The organism is Rhodococcus sp. C-2, assembly GCF_027854095.1.
GTDB lineage: Bacteria > Actinomycetota > Actinomycetes > Mycobacteriales > Mycobacteriaceae > Rhodococcus_F > Rhodococcus_F qingshengii.
The window spans coordinates 673,771-697,946 of the sequence record NZ_JAQGFI010000001.1 but is presented as its reverse complement, the minus strand read 5'-3'; the positions used below and the strand labels follow the sequence as shown (position 1 = coordinate 697,946).

The following is a 24,176-nucleotide window of genomic DNA, read 5'->3' as shown; positions in this document are numbered from 1 at the left end:
CGTGAAGTCTTGTGTCTGACTCCCCAACATCTGAAACCGCTTCGGCGAATGCCCCGGTAGCGACTCGAGTCATCGGGCTTGCCATCATCGTCCTGAGTGGTTTGCAGATGATGGTGGTGCTCGACGGTACTGTCGCGAACCTCGCTCTGGCGCCATTGCAGGCCGACCTCGGGCTGAGCGACAGCGGCCGCAACTGGGTGTTGACCTCCTACGCGCTTGCGTTTGGTGGGCTCATGCTCCTCGGTGGTCGGCTCGGCGACGCGTTCGGACGCAAGAAGATGTTCATCGCGGGAGTCTCGCTGTTCACGGTGGCGTCGTTGCTCTGTGGACTCGCCCTGAACGAGGGCATGTTGATCGCAGCGCGGGCGCTTCAAGGTGTCGGCGCAGCCGTGGCGTCGCCCACTGCCTTCGCCCTTGTTGCCACGACTTTCGCCGCGGGTCCGGCTCGTAATCAGGCCATCGCGATTTTTGCCGCCATGACGGGCGTCGGATCGATCGCCGGTCTGATCATCGGCGGCGCATTGACCGAGGTGTCGTGGCGTCTGATCTTCCTCATCAACGTCCCGATCGGCATCGCGCTCGTCGGCATGGCGTTCCGCGCCCTTCGCGAGACGAATCAGACGCGTCTGGCTTTGGATGTCCCCGGCGCGATCCTCGCGACCCTCGGTTGTACCGGTGTTGTTTTTGCTCTCACCGAAGGCCCGGAAATGGGATGGGGGAGCATCGCCGTCATCGGTGCATTGGCGGCCGGATTGGTCGCCCTCGCCGCCTTCCTCTTTGTCGAGCGAACTGCAGACAACCCGCTCTTGCCCTTCTCGTTGTTCGCCGATCGCAACCGTGTCGCGACGTTCCTCGCCATCTTCTTCGTCGGTGGCGCGATGTTCAGCATGACGGCCTTCGTCGCGCTGTTCGTGCAGGACATCATGCAGTATTCGCCGTTGCGTGCCGGTATCGCGTTCATTCCGTTCGCGTTCGGATTGGGCGCCGCCGCGTCGGTTGCTTCCAAGCTCGCCGTGAAGGTTCAACCCCGCTGGCTGGTCCTCACCGGCGTCGTGATCATGATCGTCGGACTCCTCTACGGCTCTACTCTCGATTCCGACTCCACCTACCTGGCCAACTTGTTCGTGCCCGTGATCGGGATCGGATTCGGTATCGGCCTCGCGATGGTGCCCTTGCCACTGTGCGCGATCGCCGGTGTCCCGGAGACCGAGATCGGCCCGCTGACCGCAATCTCCCAAGTTGCCCAGACGCTCGGTGGACCATTGGCGCTGTCGGTGATCGGTGCAATGGCGACGTCCAAGACGCTCTCGCTCGGCGGCACTTCGGGCAAGGCAGCGGACATGAATCCGGCGCAATTGATTGCACTCGGAGAGGGGTACACCTTCGCACTTGTGGGCTGCGCGGTCTGCGCCGTGTTCGCCGGTATCGCGGCGCTGTGCATCAGGTTCACACCTTCTCAGGTAGCCCAGGCTCAGGCTGCGGAGAAGGCAGCTCAGGGAATCGCCTGATCAGTCCTGTTTTTCCGCTTCGCTAGCCGATACGATCGTTGCAGGACGTGCCGAGAGTCTCGACGGATCGGGGTGCCGTGATGCGGATCGCGGACATATTGCGAAACAAGGGCAACAGCATCGTCACGATCGACGCCCACACGACGGTCAACGGGCTGCTGTGCGATCTTGCCCGCCACAACATCGGAGCCATGGTGGTGGTCGACGACGATGCGGTGGTCGGCATCATTTCCGAACGCGATGTCGTTCGACGCCTGCACGAGCGTGGCCCGGACCTTCTCGGGATCCAGGTTTCCGAGGTCATGACCGCTCTGATGTACACGTGCGTTCCGGCAGACGCAGTGGACAGCATTGCCGCGATCATGACCGAGCGTCGAATCCGGCATCTGCCGGTGATCGAGGACGGCAACCTCCTCGGCATCGTCAGTATCGGTGACGTGGTGAAGAGCCGCATCGACGAGCTCAAGAGCGAACGCGATCAGCTCGAGTCGTACATCGATCAGGGCTGATCGATAGGTTGTCGCACGGTGACTACTCTCGTGTGATGGCCGCATTCCAGGAATCCACAGCAGACACGGTCACCATCGTGGCCGGCCTCGAGAGCACGTTCGCCGACGAACTCGGCGCTCTGACGGTGCCGTGGCAAGGTGCTGCCGCCCCTGACCCGCAGTTGCTCGTGGTGAACGAGCAGCTGGCTGCGTCGTTGAGATTGGACGTAGCAGCGCTGCGAAGTGTGGACGGGATCGGCGTCCTGTCCGGGTCGACGGTGCCGGACGGGGCCACACCGGTGGCGATGGCGTATGCGGGTCATCAGTTCGGTGGGTATGCACCAATTCTCGGAGACGGTCGGGCGTTGTTACTCGGCGAACTCGTCAGCAGTGCCGGGCAGCGAGTGGACTTGCATCTGAAAGGCTCCGGGCGCACACCGTTCTCTCGGGGCGGCGACGGGTATGCGGTCGTAGGGCCGATGCTGCGCGAATATCTCGTCAGCGAGGCGATGAATGCCCTCGGTGTCCCCACTACGCGCGCGCTGTCGGTGGTGGCGACGGGCCGAGACGTTCGCCGCAACGGCGCAGAACCCGGTGCCGTGCTTGCACGGATCGCGTCGAGTCACCTACGCGTTGGGACCTTCGAGTTCGCGGCCCGGCAGGGCGAGGTCTTGCAGCCGCTCACCGACTACGCGATCGCCCGGCACTACCCGGAGCTGACCGAACTTCCGTCAACGGGTACACACAATCGCTATCTGAGGTTCCTCGAGGCGGTCGTCGAGGCGCAGGCGTCACTGGTGGCGAGGTGGATGCTCATCGGTTTCGTGCACGGGGTCATGAACACCGACAACACGACAATTTCGGGAGAGACCATCGATTACGGTCCGTGCGCCTTCCTCGACGCATTCGATCCGGCGGCAGTGTTCAGCTCGATCGACCACGGGGGCCGCTATGCGTTCGGCAATCAGCCCGCTGTACTGAAGTGGAATCTGGCGCGCTTGGCAGAAACACTGTTGCCGCTGATCGATTCCGCACCCGACAATGCGATTTCCGCGGCGTCGGCAGTTCTCGAGACCTTCGACGAGCGCTACGAGGGACACTATGCGGCCGGTCTCGCGGCAAAGATCGGTCTGGCCCAGCCGTTTGTCGATCGGGCGCTCGTCGACGATCTGCTGACGTTGTTGGCGGAACACGGAGCTGATTGGACAGGCAGTTTCCGCGCACTCGCAGACGAATTGCGCGGAAATTCGGCGCCTCTCGACCAACTCGTGCCACGGGAGCACATCGCGCCCTGGTTGCAGCGGTGGCAGGGAGCCCTGACCGAAAACGGACAAGGGGCCGCGGAGACCGCGAGCGCGATGGATCGCGTCAACCCGCTGTACATTCCGCGTAATCATCGGCTCGACGCTGCCCTGCGCGCCGCGACCGACGGCGACCTCGCTCCATTCGAGAAGCTGCTGGAGGTTGTCACGCATCCATTCGACCGACGCGACGAGTGGGCTGACTACACCGAGGCGGCTCCGCGGTCTTTCAGCGAGACGTTCCAAACCTTCTGCGGCACTTGACAGACGAAGCCATCAATCCGTCAGGATGATCAGTTCACGCTCCGACGCGATTTCCACCCGCAGGCCGGCCTTCGACGCCACCCGCGCGACACCCTTGATGTCGGTCGGTTCGGCACGCGAGACCACCAGCGCACGGGCGAGCAGACCCTTGTGGTGCTTGTTGAAGTGACTGACGACAGTGCGGGTGCCGTCCGGCTTCTCGGTGAGGACCGTTGCGATCAGTGCGTCTGGAACCGGTCCGAGGTCTTGGTAGGTGCCGGACCGTAGATCGATGACAAGGCCGTCGGCTTCGGCCGCCAAGGCCTTCGGCAACTCCGGCTTCCACAGTGAGCGGAGCGTGCCCATCCCGGGCAGCTTGGACCCGCCGGAAAGGCGGTAGGCGGGGATCAGATCTCCCGCACGGACTGCACCGAACAGAGCGGAGCCGATCGCGATCCGATCGAGAGCCTTGGCCTTCTGGGCGCGGGTGAACGACTTTGCGTCGAGGGCGTCGAAGAGCACGCCGGTGTAGCGCTGCAGTGCGGGCCGCGTCGCGGACACCCACAGCTTGGCATTGCGCTCCACTTCGTCTGCTTGCGTCGGGCCGAGCCCGAGCGCTTCGCATGACGCCTCGACGTCAGCGGCCAGATCGACCAGCGTCTGAACCAGCAATTCGCGCGTTTCGGTCAACTGGGGCATCGACAGTTCGGCCAGATCGAGGGGCGCATCCTTGCCGCCGTCGGACTTGGTTTCTGAGGGAGGCAGCAGTACAAGCACGCTGTAACCGTACCGAGGCCCGCTCGGCCGACTGCGGCGACTATCCTTACACCTCGTGATTACCCGTCTGTCCCACCTGTTCCTGCGTACCCTGCGTGACGATCCCTCGGACGCCGAAGTTGCCAGCCACAAACTGCTGGTTCGTGCCGGCTACGTGCGTCGTATCGCTCCAGGCGTCTACTCGTGGTTGCCGCTGGGATTGCGGGTGCTGCGCGAGGTAGAGCGTGTCGTCCGTGAAGAAATGAATGCAATTGGCGGACAGGAAATCCTGCTGCCGGCGCTGCTCCCGCGCGATCCCTACGAAGCGTCGAACCGCTGGACCGAGTACGGCCCCAACCTGTTCCGCCTCAAGGACCGCAAGGGCAACGACTACATGCTCGGCCCGACCCACGAGGAGCTCTTTGCTCTGACGGTCAAGGGTGAGTACAACTCCTACAAGGACTTCCCGGTCACCCTGTACCAGGTGCAGACCAAGTACCGCGACGAAGAGCGTCCGCGTGCCGGCATTCTGCGCGGCCGCGAGTTCTTGATGAAGGATTCCTACTCCTTCGACCTGACCGACGAAGGCCTGACGGAGTCGTACCAGGCGCATCGCGGCGCCTACGAGAAGATCTTCACGCGTCTGGGCGTCAAGTACGTCATCGTCTCGGCCACCTCCGGTGCGATGGGCGGCAGCGCGTCCGAGGAGTTCCTTGCCGAGAGCGAGATCGGCGAAGACACCTACGTCCGCTGCCTCGAATCCGGCTACGCCGCCAACGTCGAGGCCGTCAAGACTGTTGTTCCCGATTCGATTCCGTTCGACGGGCTGCCCGAAGCCAAGGTGTACGACACCGCGAACACACCCACCATCGACACCCTGGTGGACTGGGCGAACGGCGCTGATCTCGGCCGTACCGTCACCGCCGCCGACACACTCAAGAACATCATGGTCAAGACCCGCCTGCCCGGCGGGGAGTGGGAACTGCTCGGTATCGGCATCCCCGGCGACCGTGAGGTCGACGAAAAGCGCCTCGAAGCTTCGCTCGAGCCGGCCGAGTTCGTGATGATCACCGAGACCGACTTCAAGAACAACCCGTTCCTGGCCAAGGGTTACATCGGCCCGAAGGCTCTGCAGGCCAACGGCGTTCGCTACCTTGTCGATCCGCGCGTCGTCGACGGCACCAGCTGGATTACCGGCGCCGACGAAGACGGCAAGCACGTGGTCGGCCTCGTTGCCGGTCGCGACTTCACCCCTGACGGAACCATCGAAGCCGCCGAGGTTCGTGACGGCGACGCCTCTCCCGATGGAGCCGGCACGCTGGTCTCGGCTCGCGGTATCGAGATCGGGCACGTCTTCCAGCTCGGCCGCAAGTACACCGACGTCTTCACCGTCGACGTCCTCGCCGAGAACGGCAAGCCCGTCCGCCCGACCATGGGTTCGTACGGCGTCGGCGTCTCGCGTCTGGTGGCCGTCATTGCCGAGCAGCATCACGACGAAAAGGGCCTGCGCTGGCCTGCCGAGGTTTCACCGGCCGACGTCTACCTCGTCATCGCGAATAAGGACGAGACCGCGCGCGAAGGCGCCGAAGGCCTCGCCGCGCAACTCGACCGTGCCGGACTCGAAGTAATCCTCGACGACCGCAAGGCATCGCCGGGCGTGAAGTTCAAGGACTCCGAGCTGATCGGCGTTCCGCTGATCGTTGTCGTCGGCCGTGGTTGGGCCGACGGCAAGGTCGAAATTCGCGACCGCTTCACTGGCGAGAGCCGTGAGATCGACGCCGACTCGGCGATCGAGGAGATCATCAGCGCAGTTCGCGGCTGATTCGAATAGTCGTCTGGGCCGCCGCAGCCACCTTCCGAGGTGTCTGCGGCGGCCCTTCTTTTCTGCCACAATCGTGGCTATGGAACGCGAACCGGATTGGGCAGAAGTCGACGGTTACCTTGTCTCCACGTTGGTAGGTGAAGATCCGGTTCTCGACGCGGCACTCGCCGCCAACTCCGAGGCCGGTCTCCCGCCCATCGACGTGGCGCCGAACCAGGGCAAGCTCCTCAATCTTCTGGCGCGAATGTGCCTGGCGCGCAATGTTCTCGAGATCGGAACGCTCGGCGGATACAGCACGATCTGGCTCGCTCGCGCGGTCGGCCCCTCGGGCCAGGTCATCACGCTGGAATTCGATCCCACCCATGCGGATGTCGCTCGGGCGAATATCGAGCGCGCCGGCTTGGCTGACCGTGTCGACGTCCGCGTCGGGGCGGCGCTCGACAGCCTCCCGTCGATCGCGAAGGAAGAGTTGGGACCTTTCGACTTGGTCTTCATCGACGCCGACAAGGAGAACAACACCGAGTACGTGCGGTGGGCGTTGGCCCTTTCGCATCCCGGAACCGTCATCATCGTGGACAACGTGGTGCGTGGGGGACACGTGTCCAACCCGGATATCGACGACGAGCGCGTCAAAGCGAGTCGAGCGGTGTTGGAGATGATCGCGGCCGAGCCGAAACTCGACGGCACCGCCATTCAAACCGTGGGTTCGAAGGGATGGGACGGGTTTGCCGTTGCAGTAGTGAACGAGTGAGCGCAGACTCGAAGCGGTGAGGATGCTGGGGGCAGCAAAGGCGGCATGGCGATGGGTGCGCAGTGCTCCCGGTACCTACGTCTGGTTGCTGGCCCTGCTGTTCACCACACTGTTCCTGCGGCATCTGCCTGACAATGTCGAGGAGCGTTTTCTCGGCAAGCGCTCGACCAATCTGCATCACCTGGCCGAAGACCCGCTACGAGTCCTGTTCTCGAGTGCCTTCTGGCTCGAAGGTGGCGGTTGGTTGGGATACCTGGTTCTCTTCACCATCTTTCATGCAACGGCTGAGCGTTGGCTCGGGACGTGGCGGTGGTTGTGTGTTGTCGTCATTGCCCACGTCGGAGCCACGTACATCAGCGAAGGTGTTCTGTACGAAGGTATTCGGCACGGATACGTGGCGGAGTCGGCGGTCAACACTCTCGACGTGGGAGTGAGCTACGGTCTGGCCGGCATCATGGGGATTCTGGTGTACCGCATCGTCGATCCGTGGCGATACATCTATCTCGCGGGGTTGCTGCTCTTCTATGGTGTACCTCTGATTTTCGCCACCAATTTCACCGCCATCGGCCACATGTCTGCGTTGTTGCTCGGGTTGGCGTGCTACCCGATCACGCGCGCTCGGGCCGGCACGTGGAATCCGATGGACCTGTGGCATTCGCGAAGAATCGCAGGTCTTCCATGAATCGCACCGCGGAAAGTTACCCGCTGGTAGTTTAGCGTCATCGACGAAAGGTAATGACGTGTCTGGCACCGATGGATTGCTCTTCAACCCCCATACTTACGACCCAGCTCAGTTCGATCCGGAGACCCGCCGTTTGCTGCGAGCCACCATCGAATGGTTCGAGAGCCGCGGCAAGAAGCAACTTCTTCAGGACGACCTCGACGCCGTGTGGGTCTCCGACTTTCTCGAATTTGTCGGCAAGGAGAAGTTGTTCGCGACGTTCCAGACTCCGGCGGCATTCGCCGACGGTGACGAGAACCGTCGTTGGGACGGTGCCCGCAACGCAGCTCTGAGCGAGATCTTCGGTTTCTACGGGCTGGCGTACTGGTACGCGTGGCAGGTCACGATCCTCGGACTCGGACCGATCTGGATGAGTGACAACGACGCTGCGAAGAAGCGTGCAGCGCAGGAACTTGCCGACGGTGGTGTCATGGCGTTCGGGCTGTCCGAGCGCGACCACGGCGCCGACGTGTACTCCACCGACATGCTCCTCACTCCCACCGACGGCGACGTCGCCTTCCGCGCGAGCGGCGAGAAGTACTACATCGGAAACGGCAACGTAGCCGGAATGGTGTCTGTGTTCGGGCGTCGTACCGACGTCGAGGGCCCCGAAGGCTACGTGTTCTTTGTCGCCGACAGTGCACATCCGAACTATCAGCTCGTGGACAACGTCCTGCGCGGGCAGATGTATGTCAGCAATTTCCGCCTCGACGATTACCCGGTGCGCGAGGAAGACATTCTGCACACCGGCGTCGCCGCATTCGAGGCCGCGCTCAACACGGTCAACGTCGGAAAGTTCAACCTCTGCACCGGCTCCATCGGCATCACCGAGCATGCGTTCTTCGAGGCAATCACTCACGCGCAGAATCGAATTCTGTACGGCAATCCCGTCACGGATTTCGCCCACGTTCGCGCCGCCTTCGTCGACGCGTACTCACGTCTGATCGCGATGAAGCAGTTCAGTGCGCGGGCGGTCGACTACTTCCGCAGCGCCAGCCTCGAGGACCGTCGCTACCTGCTGTTCAATCCCATGACCAAGGCCAAGGTCACCTCCGAAGGTGAGAAGTTGGTCGGGTTGCTGCACGATGTGATCGCAGCCAAGGGATACGAGAAGTCCACGTACTTCCGCGAGGCAGCGCAGATGATCGGCACGCTGCCCAAGCTCGAGGGCACCGTCCACGTCAACGTCGGCCTGATTCTCAAGTTCTTGCCGAACTATCTGTTCAACTCGGCGCAGTTCCCGGAGATCGTCACGCGCGACGACGCCGCCGACGACGAGTTCTTCTGGAACCAGGGGCCTACCCGCGGCGCTGCGAAGATTCAGTTCCACGAGTGGAAGCCCGTCTACGAGAAGCACTCTTCGATTCCGAACGTCGCCCGTTTTTACGAGCAGGCGATCGCGCTCACCGAATTGCTCACTGCTGCAGCGCCGGACGCGCAGCAGCAGAAGGACCTCGATTTCATGCTCAACGTCGGGCACCTGTTCTCTCTCGTCGTCTACGGTCATCTGATTCTCGAACAGGCCGAGATCAGCGGGCTCGACGCCGACGTTGTCGATCAGATCTTCGACTTCCAGATTCGTGACTTCTCGGGATACGCGATCGCACTGCACGGAAAGCCGTCGTCGACACCCGAGCAACAGAAGTGGGCCCTGGCCGCGGTGCGGAAGCCTGTTGTCGACAGTGAACGCTTCGACCGGGTGTGGCAGCAGGTCAAGGCGTACGACGGTGCATACGAGATGCGCGCATGACCGCGCCAGTGACGCGCGAGCAGTTGATGGCCGTCGTGGAGGGATCCCCGAAAGCCGTCGGCGCGCATGACCGCTCGACCTGGGTGGCCCTGTTTGCCGGCGACGGACAGGTCAACGACCCTGTAGGTTCACGTCCGCACAACGGTCAGGCGGCGATCGAGAGTTTCTACGACACGTTCATCGCCCCCAATTCGATCACCTTCCATGTCGAGCGCGACATCGTGTGCGGCCGGACGGTGTGGCGCGATCTGGGCCTCGCTACCGAGATGTCGACCGGAGTCGTTCTCGACGTTCCGATGCACTTGCGCTACGACTTGGTGGGGGAGCCCGATTCCTTGCGGATCGGAACCCTCTACGCGCATTGGGAATTGGCGACGATGTTGAGCCAGCTCGCGACTGCTGGTGTGGCGGGGGTGAAGGCGGCCGCGAAGTTGACGCCGCAGTTGCTCTCGAACCAGGGGATCGGCGGGGCGCTCGGGTTCTCGCGCGGCATCTTCGGCGTCGGAGACAAAGGCAAGAAGGCAGCGTCGCGGTTCCTCGATGCGGCCGCTGTCGGCCGAACGCCGCCGGTACCCGTCGAGCTTCCGGCGGGGACGCAGTTGTCCAACGCTGATGTCAACGCTCTGCTCACCGGCGTGACGAAGAGCAAGATGCTGGTTGCCGGTCGCACCGTGACGGCGAGCGTCATCGTGTGCGGGGAACCGGCCATCGCATTGTTCGGCTTCGAGGCGAGCGGTCATCGACTCAATCGGGTGCGTTTCTTCACCGAGAGCTGACATAGAGCCCTCCACATGCAGGTCAGGCTCGGCGCGCCACTCCGGCGCGCCGAGCCTTCGCTTTTCTGAGAATTGTCAGATCGCCCCGAGATCCGCAGACAGCCAGTGCTGCGGATTCATGTAGATCGCTACCTGTTCGCCCAACTGCGATCGCGCGAATTCGAGATACCCGTCGACCTTGTCCGGAGCCAGGTAACGCCGCGAGACTTCGACCAGCATCTCGTCGGTGCCCGGAACGATCTTGTCGACGGATCCGCTGACGCTGACGTAACGGATTGTCGGATCGAGCCTTTCGGCCATCAACGAGAAATGCCCGGCCGACTCGATGAGTCGTGCCTTTCGCGAATCCTTGCCCGTGAGGATCCATGGTTTGCCACCGGGTGAGTACAGGTACCAGATCGGGACGGTCAACGGACCGCGCTCGGTGCCGTCCGCCACGGACAGCGCCCCGATGTGGGGTTCGGCCAGGAACTGTTCACGCTCATTTTCGGAGAGTGCCATTCCTCGAGATTACCGCGACGTTTGACATGGCGTTGTGACTCCGTACACAATCGATGTGCTCATTATGAACAGGCGTTCGTAATGCGAACACGTTTCGATCCGAACTACTGGATCCCAACCGGTCGCGAACGCCCACAAGCAGTGAATGTCGAGGATCCGATGACCGCACATATGCAGTCGAGTTCAATCACCGGTTCGCCTGGGGCGCGTGCCGCAATGTGGGTAGCACCGTTGTGTTGGATCGCTGTGCTTCTGGACGGACTCGACCTGGTCGTACTCGGCGCGGTCATTCCTTCGCTTCTCGACTACGACGCGTGGGGTTTGAGTACCGGCACGATTACGATGATCTCGACCTTCGGGCTCATCGGCATGACCATCGGCGCCCTCGTCATCGGCACTCTCACTGACGTCATCGGTCGACGCCGCGCGCTGCTGTACGCCGTTGCCGCATTCTCGATTCTGACTCTGTTGTGCGCAATTGCGCCCAATCCGTTCATCTTCGGGCTGCTGCGCTTCCTTGCCGGTGTGGGGCTGGGTGGCGCCCTACCGACGGCATTGGCTCTGGTCAACGAATTCTCGAAGAAACAAGGCGGTGGATCTGCGTCGACCATGCTGATGACCGGCTACCACGTCGGCGCCGTTGCCACCGCAGCGCTGGCGCTCGTCGTGATCGAACCTTTCGGTTGGCGAGCGATGTTCGTTGTCGGCGCACTTCCTGCCGTCGCCCTGATTCCACTCATGTTGCGGTATCTGCCGGAATCCCCGTCGTACCTTCTCGCTCACGGAAAGCGTGCCGAAGCCGAGGAAATCGCTGCCCGTTACGGAGTCGAACTCGAGATTGCGCCCACGTCCGAAGTTGAGCGCGCCGAAGCCGCCAATCCCGTTCGCGCACTGTTCTCTTCGAAGTTCCTGCGCAACAGCATCGCCATCTGGATCACCAGTTTCATGGGCTTGCTGCTCGTCTACGGATTGAACACATGGCTTCCGACGATCATGCGTGAGGCCGGTTACAACCTCGGGGCGTCGTTGACGTTCCTTCTGATCCTCAATGCCGGCGCCGTCGTCGGGCTGTTGATCGCCGGGGGCGTCGCGAACAAGATCGGCCCGCGGACTGCAGCCATCGTGTGGTTCGCCGGAGCTGCACTGTTCCTGGCGCTTCTGAGTGTGAAGGTGTCGTTCGGAATCTACGTGATGGTCTTCCTCGCCGGATGCTTCGTATTCAGTGCGCAGGTATTGGTCTACGCCTTCACCAGTGCCAATCACCCGCCTCAGATTCGCGCGACCGCGCTCGGATGGTCGGCAGGTGTCGGCCGGGTCGGTGCGATCTGTGGCCCGATCCTGGGCGGAGTCCTTCTGGGTGCGGGTTACGCCGTGCCGTGGGGCTTCTACGCTTTCGCGCTCGTCGGACTGCTCGGAGCAATTTCGATCTCCTGCACACGGGTGCGCACCTGAAATACCAGTTTCGCTGGTTGGCGTGCTGCTGCTATCGTAAAACATGAGTATGAAGAGTAGCGCTATCGTCGCGCCGCAGGCACCGCTACCGATGCCATCGTCTCGATCCGGTTTGTGGTGGGGCTTGCTCGGTGTGCTGGCGTTCTCGTTCACCGTTCCGCTCACGCGGGTCGCCGTCGCGGATCTCGACCCCCTGTTCGTCGGCGCGGGCCGCGCCGTCGTTGCCGGGGCCCTTGCGATTGTGATGCTGTCGGTTACTCGCGCGACGCTTCCGACGCTTCGGCAGTGGTTGCGCATCGCACTCGTGACTGTTGGTGCGGTACTGGGGTTTTCACTGTTCACCACGTTTGCGTTGCAGACATCGCCGGCGAGTCACGCGGCAGTCGTGATCGGGCTACTTCCCGCTGCGACCGCGGTATTTGCGGTCGTCCGAGGAAAAGAGCGTCCCAGTAAGGGATTCTGGTGGGCAAGCGCCGCCGGCGCGGTATCGGTCGTAGGGTTCGTGGCGATTGCAAACGGCGGACTCGGCTCGTTTCATCTCGCTGATCTTCTTCTGTTCGCCGCGGTTGTGTGTGCAGCGCTGGCATATTCGGAAGGTGCGTTGCTGGCCCGCGAGATCGGGTCGTGGCAGACGATTGCCTGGGCATTGATTCTCGGACTGCCGGTCACGATTGCGTTGACGGTGGCGTCCATGGCCCAGGCTCCGGTCTCTGCCGATGTGAATTCGTGGCTTTCGTTTGCCTACCTGGGATGCGTGAGTATGTTTCTCGGGTTCTTTCCTTGGTACCGGGGTCTGGCGATCGGTCCCATTTCCACTGTGAGCCAAACACAGTTGGTTCAACCGGTGCTCAGCATTGCCTGGTCGGCGCTGATACTCGGTGAGACGTTGTCACCCTCGATCGTGGCCGGCGGTGTCGTCGTCATCGGGTGTGCCTGGCTTGCCCTGAAGGCTCGAGTGGCAGCGCCGCGTGCTGTGCCGGCACGCGACGCGACCACTGCTACTGATGAATCAGAAAAGCGGGCCGCCACCGAAGGCACTGCGGTGTGACGCCGGTTGTTTCCCGTTGGCGTCGGTGATTCCGTACTCGACGGCCGTCTCGGCGGTGATCAGTGTGTGACCGCTGCGCGCGTTCACTTCTGGATCGTTGGCCAATGCAGTGATGACTTGGCCGACGAATTCCGGGGTTTCGGCCTCGGCCAGTGAGAAGCCTTCGAAGCTCTCGATCCCACTCGCCTCCATGCGTTCGTTGCGGATCAACCCGAGCCAGAAGGAAAGTGCGGTGACGCCGGTCCCCTTCAATTCGACAGCCATGTCCGCGGCCATCTTGTCCAAACCTGCCTTCGACATCCCGTACAGGACAGAGTGCAGGTACCCGCGGGTGCCGAACGACGAGATGTTGCCGATCACTCCACTGCCCCGGGGAACCATCAACTTCGCCGCTTCCACTGAAGCAACGTAGTGGGCGCGCAGTCCGATTCCGATCAGCGAATCCCAATCGTCGATCGGCCTCTTCCAGAACGGATCGGCGAAGCCGGCATAGCCCGCCGGGTTGGCCCAGACGTTGTTGACCAGAAGATCGAGGCGGCCTGACTGTTCCTCGGCGATGCGTGCAAACAGGTCGACGATCTGTTGATCGTCGGCGTGATCGCACTGCACGGCAATGCCGTGACCACCGCGCTCGGTGATCTCGGCTGCGGTGCGATCGAGTGGGCCGTCGTCGCCGACGGTTCCTCGGGCCGTCACGTACACCGTCCACCCGTCGCTTCCCAGAGCGAGGGCAATGCCCTTGCCGACGCTCCGGCTGGCACCGGTTACGAGCGCAACTTTTCCGTTCGTCGTCATCGCGGCCCACCCAACGAACCCTCGGCGATGTCAGCGTCCGGGGACAGGGGAGTGGTGATCGACCACGTCTCCGTGAAATGGCATTGACTCATTTTCCACACACCGTCCTCGATTACGTACTTGTCGTCGTATTCCCCGGTCATCAACTTCTCGGTGCGTCCGACGGTGTCGACCTGGCGGAACTGCAGAGCCCATCGCCCCACCGCCGACGTCTCCGAGGTCAGTGTGATGTCGGGATGCAATCCGTGATGCATGTCGAGGACCGCGTACCGGCCGTCGACCTTGCGAAGAGCGATCTTCTCGAAGATGTCCGCCATCGGCCCCGCGTCGTCGAAGGCGCCGAGGCGGCCGTAGTCGATCGACGCTCCGGAACGGATGAAGCTGTTGCGGAACCCAACTGGATCCTTGGCATCACATGCTCGCCAGTAGCCGTGCTTGAGCTTCTTGATTTCCTCGATCTGTTCGAGCGCGTCGAGGCGTTGTGCGAGATCCAACGTCGGTCCTTTTCGTCTGGGTTTCCCGGAGACATGTCGGATCGACTGTAGGGTGTCCTCAGTCACATGTGTGTAGTTTTTCCCAGTGACCGGTCAGGAATCGGTGTCGGTTTCGCTCGAGGATCCGTCGCCGGTGAGCGTGATCGCAGTCGAGTCGCTGAAGACGCTGCCCCAGAGCTCGCCGAGGGCTGGATCTTCTTCGGCGTGTTCGGGCGCCATCATTGCGAGCAGATTGTTGATCAGCATCCCGTTCGCGATGAACAAACGCGCTTGCTCGGGTGTGCAACCGGTGCGCTCGCGCAGCAAGGTGTAGATGCCGGACATGGCGTTCCGGGAGACGGCGGCGACATCATCGGTGCTGGTGGCGAAGCCGTGCAACATGACAAGCAGTAGATCTCGGTCGAGAACCAGCTCGCCGTAGGCGGATCCGAGTTCGGCCCAGAACTGCGGATTGCTCGGATCGATCGTGACCGTATCCAATTTGTCGTTGAAGGTGCGGACGATTTCGTCGAGCGCGCGCGTGAACACTGCGTGGAACAAATCTGCCTTGGTTCCGAACATGCGCACGACGTAGGGCTGCGAGACACCGGCTTCCTTGGCGACGGCGTCCGTACTGGTCCCCGAGTATCCACCCTTTGCGAATGCTCGCGTTGCCGCGGCAAGGACCAACGCGCGACGTTCCGGTGCGCTCATCCTGCGGGTACGTGGTTCAGCTGCACCGATCGACATGTTGACACGTTATCACCGGATAGCTTAGTTTCGACCTAAGTAATCATTCGATGCCTTAAGGCACCTTCACTCGAGGAATCACGATGACCGTTTTGACGAAGTCCGGATCGGACGCCGCATCTGGGTCGGAAAGCAGTGGAGGACGTAAGGTTCCGATCGCGATAGCGATGGTTGCTGCCTCTCTGCCCATGTTCATGGCCACCCTCGACAACCTCGTGATGACGAGCGCGCTGCCGGTGATCGAGAAGGAGCTGAATGCGTCCGTCGGGCAACTTCAGTGGTTCATGAATGCGTACACGCTCTGCTTTGCGACGCTGATGCTTTCGGCGACGACGCTCGGCGATCGGTGGGGGCGCCGCAAGATGTTCGTGTTCGGGATCGGGCTGTTCACGGCGGCGTCGATTGCTTCGGCGTTGTCGACGACACCAAGCCTGCTCATCGCGGCCCGAGCCTTTCAGGGCGCCGGCGCTGCCGCGATCATGCCGCTCTCACTCACTCTCCTCGTGGCAGCGGTACCGGAAGCCAAGCGTGCCATGGCAATCGGCGTGTGGGGTGGCGTCTCCGGCCTGGGGATCGCGATGGGTCCCGTGGTCGGTGGAGCGGTAGTCGACGGGTTCTCGTGGCAGGGGATCTTCTGGATCAACGTGCCGGTTGCGATCGTCGCTGTTCCTCTCGCGTTGTATGCGTTGCGTGAATCGACCGGTCGCACACAGCCTCTCGACCTTCCCGGTGTCGCACTCGCCGGACTCGGTGTGTTCCTGGCGGTGTGGGGGATCGTTCACGGCAACGACGAGGGCTGGGGGTCGCTTGGAGTAGTTGCGTCGTTGGTCGGTTCCGCAGTCGCGTTGGCACTGTTCGTGCTTCGCGAGATGACGACCTCGCATCCGGTCATGCCCCTACGTCTGTTCCGCTCACGCAGCTTCTCGATGGCGAACGTCATCGGCTTGACCTTCTCGATCGGAATCTTCGGGGCGGTGTTCCTGCTCTCGCAGTACCTCCAGATCGTGATGGGCTACAGCCCGTTCCAAGCAGGCCTGCGGACGCTTCCGTGGACGGCAGCGCCGATGATCTTCGCGCCTCTCGCCGGTTTTCTGGCGCCGAAGGTCGGGCTGCGTTCGCTTCTGCTGACCGGTCTGTTGCTCCAGGCCGGAGCATTGTTCTGGTTGGCAGCGTTGATCGGTCCCGACGTGACGTACGGGTCGCTGGTTCCGGCTCTACTGATGGCGGGAATCGGCATGGGCCTGACCTTCGCGCCGAGTTCGACGGCGGTACTCGTCGACATGGACGAGCCTGATCACGGAACGGCCAGTTCGACCAACTCGACGCTTCGTGAGATCGGTGTTGCATTGGGAATCGCGGTTCTCACTGCGGTCTTCCTTGCCGCCGGCGGTGCCCTCACGCCACTCGGTTACGGAGATGCGCTGACACCTGCACTGCGCGTCGGCGGTTGCTTCGTATTGGTTGCGGTTGTCGCGGCGTGGTTCGTGCCCTCGCATCGCAAGGCCTGAGCCGCTGTGCGCCTTTATTAACCGCCGGGGGTTAATAAAGGCGCACAGCAGTTACGAAGTCGGGTCCCCCGGGAACGCTGAGGTGGCCGGAGCGGTTCCCAGCGCGGACCGCCATCCGGCGCCGCGGATTGCCGCATCGGTCAGGCCGTCGATTCCGAATGTGCGGAGTTGGTCGGTATCGACCTGTTCGACGAATGCCCGGTAGGTCACGGCGGTGTCGGATTCGATCTGTGCTGCCAGTTGTGCCGCGGTAACGGCGTCCGTCACCGGAAACGGGATCTCGTACGCTGCCGCGGCTGTCGGCGGGGTTACGCCCGCGTCGGTCGACAGGGCAACCAGCGCATCACGTCGTGCGCGGTGCGCTGCTGTGTGCGTGGCAACCTCGTTGACACGGGCAGGATTCGAAAACGCGGCAACCACTCCGTAAGCGAAGATCGCGGCATTCTCTGATTCGATTGCGGTCAGCAAGGCAGAACTCTCGGATCGACGGGTGTGCGAAGTGATCACGGAAGCAACACCGCAACCTGAGTCGAGCACGACGCGCTGATCGAACCGAGCAGGCCCGCGCGATAGCCGGACATCGTCCGAGCGAGATCCGCGGCACTGCGCGCCGAATCGGCCAGCGAGGTACTCAAGGTTTCGACGCCCGTAGGAGCGTTTGCGACCGAGGTCGACGGGGGCGCTGTGGTCGCAGAGGCGCCGCTGCCCGCTGCTCGCGCAATCTCGGCGTCGAGTTCGAGTGCATGCGCTGTGCGTTCGGCGCTGATCGTGGTCAGTGATGCCGACTTGTCCGGCGCGAGAGCGATGGCGGCGGTTGCGGCTGCCGCGTCGGAGCGGGCTCGATCGGCTTGGGCCGTCAGCTGGTCGACTTCTGCAGCCGCCTCCGCTGTGCCGTTGTCGGTGCAGGCGGACAACGAGAAGGCCGCAGCGCCCAACGCTGCTGCGGTTCCCGTCATCTTGAGCGCACTCCGCCGGGAGAGTGGGGTAGTAGTCATGGGCGTCAGCACCAGTCCATCGTGCCAGGTGGTCGGCCGATCGTTCGAATCCGCGTGACGTGTTCAAGTGTGACGTGCGTCGGGCACTCTGGTCACGGAGACGCGCAATGAGCGGTACTCTTGGATGCTTGCAGCATGTGGCACCTGGTGTCTTTTCATGCTCGCAGCCGCCCACGTCGACAGTCGACACAAGTCGGACAATCGACGACAACTGAAATGAGGAGTTCGCGAGATGCCGGTGCCATCCAGGGAGAGGGTGATCGAGCTGATCTCCGAACTCGTGCACGCCCAGGGTTACGACGTCGAAGACGTTGTCGTGACCAGTGCGGGCAAGCACAGCGCGGTGCGCATCATGGTCGACAGCGATGCCGGGATCGAGCTCGATGCCGCCGCGGAGATCAGCAGACTCGTTTCGGAACTTTTCGACACCCTCGAGGAAATCGGTGAAACGCCGTACACCCTCGAGGTGACCTCTCCGGGAATCGATCGCCCACTGACGCTCGATCGTCACTGGCGTCGGGCTCGCGGACGTAAAGCGCGAATCGATCTGGCCGGCGAGACCGTGGTGGGCCGTATCGGAACGTTGAACGGCGATTCCGTGGCAGTTGTCATCGGTGGCCGTGGCGGACTGACCGTGCGCGAGATTGCACTGGGCGACGTCCAGAAGGCTGTAGTTCAGGTGGAGTTCTCGAAGCCCAGTGAGGCGGAGTTGGAACTCGCGGGCGGCATCCCGGAGGGGCGCGCAGTTCCCTCCGATGCGGTTGACCTCACCGAGGACTCGGGCGTGGACAGTGTCGAAGACGACGAAGCAGAATTAGAAGACGTAGGAAACGAAGAAGGGTTCGACAAGTGAATATCGACATTGCAGCGTTGCGAGCGATCGAAGCCGAAAAAGGTGTCTCGATCGAAACTGTGATCGCCACGATCCAGACCGCACTGCTGACGGCGTACCGCCACACCGAGGGGCACAAGCAGAACGCTCGGATCGATGTCAACATCAAGACCGGTTCGGTGCGAGTGATGGCGCACGACACCGATGCCGACGGCAACATGATCGGGGAGGAGTGGGACGACACTCCCGAGGGATTCGGACGCATCGCGGCGACCACCGCACGCCAGGTCATCCTGCAGCGTCTGCGCGACGCCGAGCACGAGCGCAGTTTCGGTGAGTTCTCGACCCATGAGGGTGAAATCGTCGGCGGTGTCATTCAGCGTGACACGCGTGCGAATTCCCGCGGAATGGTCGTCGTCCGAATCGGCAGCGAATCCAATGGCGCCGAAGGATTGTTGCCGCCTGCAGAACAGGTTCCCGGCGAGAACTACGAGCACGGTGAGCGCATCAAGTGCTACGTCGTCGGAGTTGCTCGCGGAGCCCGCGGCCCACAGATCACCCTCTCGCGGACCCACCCGAACCTGGTTCGCAAGTTGTTCGCACTCGAGGTTCCAGAGATCGCGGACGGGAGCGTCGAGATCATCAACGTCGCGCGCGAAGCGGGACATCGTTCCAAGATCGCCGTTGCCTCACGTGTGCAGGGGCTCAACGCAAAGGGTGCATGCATCGGCCCGATGGGTCAGCGCGTCCGCAACGTCATGAGCGAACTCGCGGGGGAGAAGATCGACATCATCGACTTCGACGAAGATCCCGCGACGTTTGTGGGCAACGCACTTTCCCCGTCGAAAGTGGTCTCCGTCACTGTCGTCGATCCCGAGGCTCGTGCGGCCCGTGTCATCGTGCCCGATTTCCAGCTTTCGTTGGCCATCGGAAAAGAGGGTCAAAATGCCCGCCTGGCTGCGCGGTTGACGGGTTGGCGTATCGACATTCGGAGCGATGCGGCACCCGTTGGCGACGCGTCCGACCGGCCCGCCACGTCCAACGGATAACAGTGGAATGCAGTGATCGAGACGGTTCGGCGGTAGAGTGGACAATGGTTCGACGTGAGTCCTCGGATTCTGCGCGCGTGAAACCCGGTTCGCCGGTCAGAACGTGTGTGGGATGCAGGGAACAAGGGTCGGCTGTCGATCTGTTGAGGGTCGTGGTTGGTGAGCAGGGGCCGGAGGGTTCCCCGCTCGTCCCCGACGTATCGCGAAGACTCCCCGGTCGAGGTGCATGGCTGCACCTGGATCCGAGTTGTCTGAGCCTGGCAGAGCGGCGCCGAGCATTCAGCAGAGCACTGCGAGTGTCCGGAAATCTGGACACGTCCGCTGTCGACCAGCTGGTCGACGCAGTTCACACAAAAGCAGTACCTCTCGAGAAGAACAGGCACAAGCACTCATGAGCACACCGTGAAGCACCAACGATGAACGTCCATCGGCGATAACCCGAGGTCGTGCGGGACCCACATCTGTGGGATGCCTCCTGCTCGACCTCATCAGTGAGGAGAGCAGTGGCAGGCAAGGCCCGCGTGCACGAGTTGGCTAAAGAACTCGGTGTCACCAGCAAGGAACTACTCGCAACGCTCAAGGAGCAAGGCGAGTTCGTGAAGTCTGCGTCATCCACAGTGGAGGCGCCCGTCGCCCGTCGTCTGCGGGAGTCATTCCCGTCGGCAGGCGGAGCAGAAACCAAGTCCGAGACCGGCGCAGCCGCTCCGGCGGCTCGCCCCGCGGCAAAGCCCGGCGCACCGTCGCCGTCGGCTGCAAAGCCTGGCGCACCGCGTCCCGGCCCCAAGCCGGCCGCACCCGCACCCGCACCGGCTGCTCCCGCAGCTCCGGCCCCGGCAGCCCCCGCGGCTCCCGCAGCCGCTGCTCCGGCAGCACCGTCAGCGCCGGTCCCCACCCCGACGTTCAACGCTCCGAAACCAGCACAGCCGGCACGTCCGGCTCCGGCTGCTCCCGCAGCGTCGGCACCGGCAGCCCCCGCGGCTCCGGCCGCACCGTCCACCGGCGCAAAGCCCGGCGGACCGCGTCCGGGACCGAAGGCACCTCGCGTCGGTAACAACCCGTACTCCTCGGCACCCGCCGAGCGTCCGGCACCTCGTCCGGCTCCCGGCGCACCGCGTCCGGGCGCAGGTCAGGGCGGTTCTCGTCCGGCTCCGGGTCAGGGCGGTCCCCGTCCGGCTCCCGGTCAGGGTGGACCTCGTCCGGCTCCGGGTCAGGGCGGTCCCCGTCCGGCTCCCGGTCAGGGTGGACCCCGTCCGCCGGCAGGTCAGGGCGGACCCCGTCCCAGCCCCGGCTCCATGCCTCCTCGCCCGAACCCGGGTGCAATGCCTGCTCGTTCCGCTCGTCCCGCGCCCGGTGGCGGCGGACGTCCGGGTCGTCCCGGTGGCGCTCCCGGTGGTCGTCCGGGTGGCGGCGGCGGTGGATACCGCGGTGGCGGCGCTCCCGGCGCCGGTGCCGGTGCAGGTGCTCCCGGTGGAGCAGCTCCGGCCGGTGGATTCCGCGGTCGTCCCGGCGGCGGTGGCCGTCCCGGTCAGCGCGGCGCAGCGGCAGGTGCATTCGGTCGTCCCGGCGGAGCAGTTCGCCGTGGACGTAAGTCGAAGCGGGCGAAGCGCGCCGAGTACGAAAGCATGCAGGCTCCCGCAGTCGGCGGCGTCAGGCTGCCACGCGGCAACGGCGAGACCATCCGTCTCGCTCGCGGCGCATCTCTGTCGGACTTCGCGGACAAGATCGATGCGAACCCCGCAGCACTCGTGCAGGCGTTGTTCAACCTCGGTGAGATGGTCACGGCAACTCAGTCGGTCAACGACGAGACGCTGGAGCTGCTCGGCGGCGAAATGAACTACGTCGTGCAGGTCGTCAGCCCGGAGGACGAGGATCGCGAGCTGCTCGACAGCTTCGACCTCACCTACGGCGAGGACGCCGGCGGAGAAGAGGACCTCGAGTCCCGTCCGCCTGTGGTCACCGTCATGGGCCACGTCGACCACGGTAAGACCCGTCTGCTCGACGTGATCCGTAAGGCGAATGTCCGTGAGGGCGAAGCCGGCGGCATCACGCAGCACATCGGTGCCTACCAGGTGCTGACCGAGCTCGAGGGCAACGAGCGTCTCGTGACGTTCATCGACACCCCCGGTCACGAGGCCTTCACGGCCATGCGTGCTCGTGGTGCCAAGGCCACCGACCTCGCGATCCTTGTTGTCGCAGCCGACGACGGCGTCATGCCGCAGACGGTGGAAGCGATCAACCACGCCCAGGCGGCCGACGTGCCGATCGTGGTCGCGGTGAACAAGATCGACAAGGAAGGCGCGAACCCGGACAAGATCCGGCAGCAGCTCACCGAGTACGGACTGGTGGCCGAGGAATACGGCGGAGACACCATGTTCGTCGACATCTCGGCGAAGCAGGGTCTCAACATCGACGCACTGCTCGAAGCAGTGCTGTTGACGGCCGACGCTTCCCTGGATCTGCGCGCCAACCCGGACATGGACGCGCAGGGTGTTGCCATCGAGGCGCACCTCGACCGTGGCCGCGGCCCCGTCGCTACCGTGCTCATTCAGCGCGGAACGCTGCGGGTCGGCGACTCGATCGTTGCCGGCGATGCTTACGGCCGCGTCCGCCGCATGGTGGACGAGCACGGTCAGGACGTCCACGAGGCACTGCCTTCACGTCCGGTCCAGGTCATCGGCTTCACGTCGGTCCCCGGTGCAGGCGACAACCTGCTCGTGGTCGACGAGGACCGTATCGCTCGTCAGATCGCGGACCGTCGCAACGCACGTAAGCGCAACGCGCTTGCAGCGAAGAGTCGTAAGCGCATCAGCCTCGACGATCTCGATGCAGCTCTGAAGGAACATTCACAGCTGAACTTGATCCTCAAGGGTGACAACTCGGGAACCGTGGAGGCCCTCGAAGAGGCTCTCCTCGGAATTCCGATCGACGACGAGGTGCAGTTGCGCGTCATCGACCGCGGTGTCGGTGGCATCACGGAGACCAACGTCAACCTGGCTGCTGCGTCCAACGCGATCATCATCGGCTTCAACGTCCGCGCCGAAGGCAAGGCAACGGAGCTGGCGAACCGCGAGGGCGTCGACATTCGCTACTACTCGGTGATCTACCAGGCCATCGACGAGGTCGAGAAGGCACTCAAGGGTCTGCTCAAGCCGGTGTACGAAGAGGTCGAGCTGGGCAAGGCAGAGATCCGCGCCATGTTCCGTTCGTCCAAGATCGGCAACATTGCCGGTTGCTTGGTCACGTCGGGCAGCATCCGTCGCAACGCCAAGGCACGTCTCATCCGCGACAGCAAGGTCATCGCCGAGACGGTCACCATCTCCTCGCTCAAGCGGGAGAAGGAAGACGCTACCGAGGTTCGCGAAGGCTACGAATGTGGTTTGACCGTCACCTATTCCGATATCAAGATCGGTGACGTTCTCGAGTGCTACGAGCTTCGCGAGAAGCCGCGCGACTGATTATGTCGACACGGGCGTTGGGGCGGACGCACGTGAGTACTAGCTGACATGGACTCTCTCGGACTTGAACATACAAGTCCGAGAGAGTCCATTCGGCTCTGTATAGGGGGAAAATGTTTGTAGGGGCACTGGAGTTCGACATCCTTTTCGGCGATGTCCACTCACTCAAGGAAAAGCGTTCGATGCTGTCGCCGATCCTGACGGAACTCCGTCGATTCGGTGTGAGTGCAGCGGAGGCGGGGGAGCAGGGACGCCTGCGTCGTGCGCTCGTGGGAGTCGGTGTGGTCAGTTCGTCCGTCGATCACCTGCACGACGTTCTCGATCATTGTGAGCGGGCGGTCGCCGAGCGTCCGGAGATTCAGTTGCTGGCTGTGCGAAGGCGAATCTTCGGCCCGGAAGACTGAGCGTCATCGGGCGGTGTCGATGAGCCACGCTTCCAGACGGCGTACCGAATCGAGTTCGTCGGCAAGGGATTCGGTGGCTTCGGGACCAACTGTGGCGGTGTTTGTGCTCACGCTCGACGCATGCGACAACTGTGGAGATCGACGACGGGCCTGGCGGCGGTGGCTCGTGGTCGAAGACCTCTACCGATGGTGATTTGGTTGCCGGGTAGCCGATGGACGAGACTGTTGTCGGTAATAATTCTTGTTAACCAGAACTTTGATCGATCGAGTCACCTCGATTCGAGTGGCCAGGTAGAGGAGACTGACAGTCATGGTAGATCCAGCCCGGGCACGCAAGTTGGCAAAGCGTATCGGAACCATCGTCGCGACCGCGATCGATCACGAGATCAAGGATCCGCGACTCGCATTCGTGACCATCACGGACACCAAGGTCACCAACGATCTGCACGACGCGACGGTGTACTACACAGTCATGGGCGAGAAGGTTGATTCCGCACCCGATGTGGAAGCCGCCGCCGCAGGTCTCGAGAAGGCCAAGGGTGTTCTCCGCTCGAAGGTCGGTGCCGGAACCGGAGTTCGCTTCACACCGACTCTGACGTTTGTCGCCGATACCGTTCCCGACACCGCGCGTCATATGGAAGAACTGCTGGCCCGTGCCAAGGCCGCCGACGACGAGGTCGCCAAGGCGCGTGAGAATGCACAACCGGCCGGAGATGCAGATCCGTACAAGGAGCCGCGAGTGGCTTCGGACGAAGACGAGGCGTCGCCAGATGTTCGTGAAGCCGACTGACGCGCACC

The 24,176-nt window shown here is 63.1% G+C and carries 24 protein-coding genes; 17 read left to right on the top strand and 7 right to left on the bottom strand.

The annotated features are described in order from the left end of the window. The first annotated feature begins 11 nt into the window (after positions 1-11). From PCS43_RS03095 to PCS43_RS03085, 3 genes are all read left to right on the top strand, one after another. Entirely contained in the window at positions 12-1,508 is a 1,497-nt protein-coding gene (locus tag PCS43_RS03095) for an MFS transporter (RefSeq protein WP_003942680.1), read from the top strand. A gap of 80 nt (positions 1,509-1,588) precedes the next feature. Next, positions 1,589-2,017, top strand: a complete 429-nt coding sequence (locus tag PCS43_RS03090; RefSeq protein ID WP_007735005.1) for a CBS domain-containing protein — start codon at positions 1,589-1,591, stop codon at positions 2,015-2,017. 35 nt (positions 2,018-2,052) lie between these two features. Further along, complete coding sequence (locus PCS43_RS03085) at positions 2,053-3,561, top strand: protein adenylyltransferase SelO (RefSeq protein WP_165638318.1); 1,509 nt, start codon at positions 2,053-2,055, stop codon at positions 3,559-3,561. A 12-nt stretch (positions 3,562-3,573) separates the two neighbouring features. Here PCS43_RS03085 and yaaA read toward each other — a convergent pair whose 3' ends face one another. Next, a complete protein-coding gene (yaaA, locus tag PCS43_RS03080) occupies positions 3,574-4,317 on the bottom strand; it encodes a peroxide stress protein YaaA (protein ID WP_007735009.1) in 744 nt (247 codons plus the stop codon). Positions 4,318-4,372: 55 nt separating this feature from the next. On the opposite strand from yaaA, the gene PCS43_RS03075 reads away from it, so the two are divergent. The 5 genes from PCS43_RS03075 to PCS43_RS03055 all read left to right on the top strand — a co-directional run bounded on the left by PCS43_RS03075 (position 4,373) and on the right by PCS43_RS03055 (position 10,116). After that, a complete protein-coding gene (locus PCS43_RS03075) occupies positions 4,373-6,118 on the top strand; it encodes a proline--tRNA ligase (protein WP_054188575.1) in 1,746 nt (581 codons plus the stop codon). Positions 6,119-6,197: 79 nt separating this feature from the next. Further along, positions 6,198-6,869 (top strand): O-methyltransferase, encoded by a 672-nt coding sequence (locus tag PCS43_RS03070; RefSeq protein WP_020969392.1) that lies wholly within the window; start codon positions 6,198-6,200, stop codon positions 6,867-6,869. 22 nt (positions 6,870-6,891) lie between these two features. Continuing rightward, the gene (locus PCS43_RS03065) at positions 6,892-7,551 is read left to right on the top strand and encodes a rhomboid-like protein (RefSeq protein ID WP_007735016.1); all 660 of its coding nucleotides are present in this window, start codon (positions 6,892-6,894) and stop codon (positions 7,549-7,551) included. Between the two features lie 58 nt (positions 7,552-7,609). Continuing rightward, positions 7,610-9,340 (top strand): acyl-CoA dehydrogenase, encoded by a 1,731-nt coding sequence (locus tag PCS43_RS03060; protein ID WP_209908358.1) that lies wholly within the window; start codon positions 7,610-7,612, stop codon positions 9,338-9,340. After that, positions 9,337-10,116, top strand: coding sequence for a nuclear transport factor 2 family protein (locus PCS43_RS03055; protein ID WP_081557748.1), 780 nt, complete (start codon positions 9,337-9,339; stop codon positions 10,114-10,116). Before PCS43_RS03060 ends, PCS43_RS03055 begins: the two co-directional genes overlap by 4 nt. A 75-nt stretch (positions 10,117-10,191) precedes the next feature. Here the strand turns inward: PCS43_RS03055 and PCS43_RS03050 are convergent, their stop codons facing one another. After that, positions 10,192-10,617 (bottom strand): pyridoxamine 5'-phosphate oxidase family protein, encoded by a 426-nt coding sequence (locus tag PCS43_RS03050; RefSeq protein ID WP_003942732.1) that lies wholly within the window; start codon positions 10,615-10,617, stop codon positions 10,192-10,194. Positions 10,618-10,776: 159 nt separating this feature from the next. Here PCS43_RS03050 and PCS43_RS03045 point away from each other — a divergent pair, with 159 nt between their 5' ends. Both PCS43_RS03045 and PCS43_RS03040 read left to right on the top strand, forming a co-directional pair. Further along, positions 10,777-12,069, top strand: coding sequence for an MFS transporter (locus PCS43_RS03045; protein ID WP_374192576.1), 1,293 nt, complete (start codon positions 10,777-10,779; stop codon positions 12,067-12,069). Between the two features lie 91 nt (positions 12,070-12,160). Beyond that, the gene (locus PCS43_RS03040) at positions 12,161-13,117 is read left to right on the top strand and encodes a DMT family transporter (RefSeq protein WP_007735024.1); all 957 of its coding nucleotides are present in this window, start codon (positions 12,161-12,163) and stop codon (positions 13,115-13,117) included. Here PCS43_RS03040 and PCS43_RS03035 read toward each other — a convergent pair. The 3 genes from PCS43_RS03035 to PCS43_RS03025 form a co-directional block, all read right to left on the bottom strand. Then, on the bottom strand, positions 13,079-13,912 hold the full coding sequence (locus tag PCS43_RS03035) for an SDR family NAD(P)-dependent oxidoreductase (protein WP_003942723.1): 834 nt from the start codon (positions 13,910-13,912) through the stop codon (positions 13,079-13,081). The two genes, PCS43_RS03040 and PCS43_RS03035, sit on opposite strands and share 39 nt — an antisense overlap. Beyond that, entirely contained in the window at positions 13,909-14,406 is a 498-nt protein-coding gene (locus PCS43_RS03030) for a nuclear transport factor 2 family protein (protein ID WP_209908360.1), read from the bottom strand. Before PCS43_RS03030 ends, PCS43_RS03035 begins: the two co-directional genes overlap by 4 nt. A gap of 93 nt (positions 14,407-14,499) precedes the next feature. Next, positions 14,500-15,135: a TetR/AcrR family transcriptional regulator gene (locus PCS43_RS03025; protein WP_007735033.1), complete on the bottom strand. Its 636-nt coding sequence runs from the start codon at positions 15,133-15,135 to the stop codon at positions 14,500-14,502. Positions 15,136-15,218: 83 nt separating this feature from the next. Here PCS43_RS03025 and PCS43_RS03020 point away from each other — a divergent pair, with 83 nt between their 5' ends. Next, positions 15,219-16,643: an MFS transporter gene (locus PCS43_RS03020; RefSeq protein ID WP_007735035.1), complete on the top strand. Its 1,425-nt coding sequence runs from the start codon at positions 15,219-15,221 to the stop codon at positions 16,641-16,643. Positions 16,644-16,694: 51 nt separating this feature from the next. Here PCS43_RS03020 and PCS43_RS03015 read toward each other — a convergent pair whose 3' ends face one another. Beyond that, the gene (locus tag PCS43_RS03015; protein WP_003942700.1) at positions 16,695-17,150 is read right to left on the bottom strand and encodes a ferritin-like domain-containing protein; all 456 of its coding nucleotides are present in this window, start codon (positions 17,148-17,150) and stop codon (positions 16,695-16,697) included. After that, positions 17,147-17,599 carry a hypothetical protein gene (locus tag PCS43_RS03010; RefSeq protein ID WP_007735037.1) on the bottom strand — a complete coding sequence of 151 codons (453 nt, stop codon included), beginning with the start codon at positions 17,597-17,599 and terminating at the stop codon, positions 17,147-17,149. The genes PCS43_RS03015 and PCS43_RS03010 overlap by 4 nt, the downstream gene beginning before the upstream one ends. A 271-nt stretch (positions 17,600-17,870) precedes the next feature. On the opposite strand from PCS43_RS03010, the gene rimP reads away from it, so the two are divergent. The 6 genes from rimP (at position 17,871) to rbfA (ending at position 24,168) form a co-directional block, all read left to right on the top strand. Then, complete coding sequence (rimP, locus tag PCS43_RS03005; protein ID WP_054188571.1) at positions 17,871-18,491, top strand: ribosome maturation factor RimP; 621 nt, start codon at positions 17,871-17,873, stop codon at positions 18,489-18,491. After that, a complete protein-coding gene (gene nusA, locus PCS43_RS03000; RefSeq protein WP_003942738.1) occupies positions 18,488-19,519 on the top strand; it encodes a transcription termination factor NusA in 1,032 nt (343 codons plus the stop codon). The genes rimP and nusA overlap by 4 nt, the downstream gene beginning before the upstream one ends. 44 nt (positions 19,520-19,563) lie before the next feature. Next, positions 19,564-19,914 (top strand): YlxR family protein, encoded by a 351-nt coding sequence (locus tag PCS43_RS02995; RefSeq protein ID WP_019748063.1) that lies wholly within the window; start codon positions 19,564-19,566, stop codon positions 19,912-19,914. 108 nt (positions 19,915-20,022) lie between these two features. Next, entirely contained in the window at positions 20,023-22,974 is a 2,952-nt protein-coding gene (gene infB / locus PCS43_RS02990; protein ID WP_039973456.1) for a translation initiation factor IF-2, read from the top strand. Positions 22,975-23,087: 113 nt separating this feature from the next. Then, positions 23,088-23,378, top strand: coding sequence for a DUF503 domain-containing protein (locus tag PCS43_RS02985; protein ID WP_003942205.1), 291 nt, complete (start codon positions 23,088-23,090; stop codon positions 23,376-23,378). Between the two features lie 310 nt (positions 23,379-23,688). Then, entirely contained in the window at positions 23,689-24,168 is a 480-nt protein-coding gene (gene rbfA, locus PCS43_RS02980) for a 30S ribosome-binding factor RbfA (protein WP_003942248.1), read from the top strand. Positions 24,169-24,176: the final 8 nt, after the last annotated feature.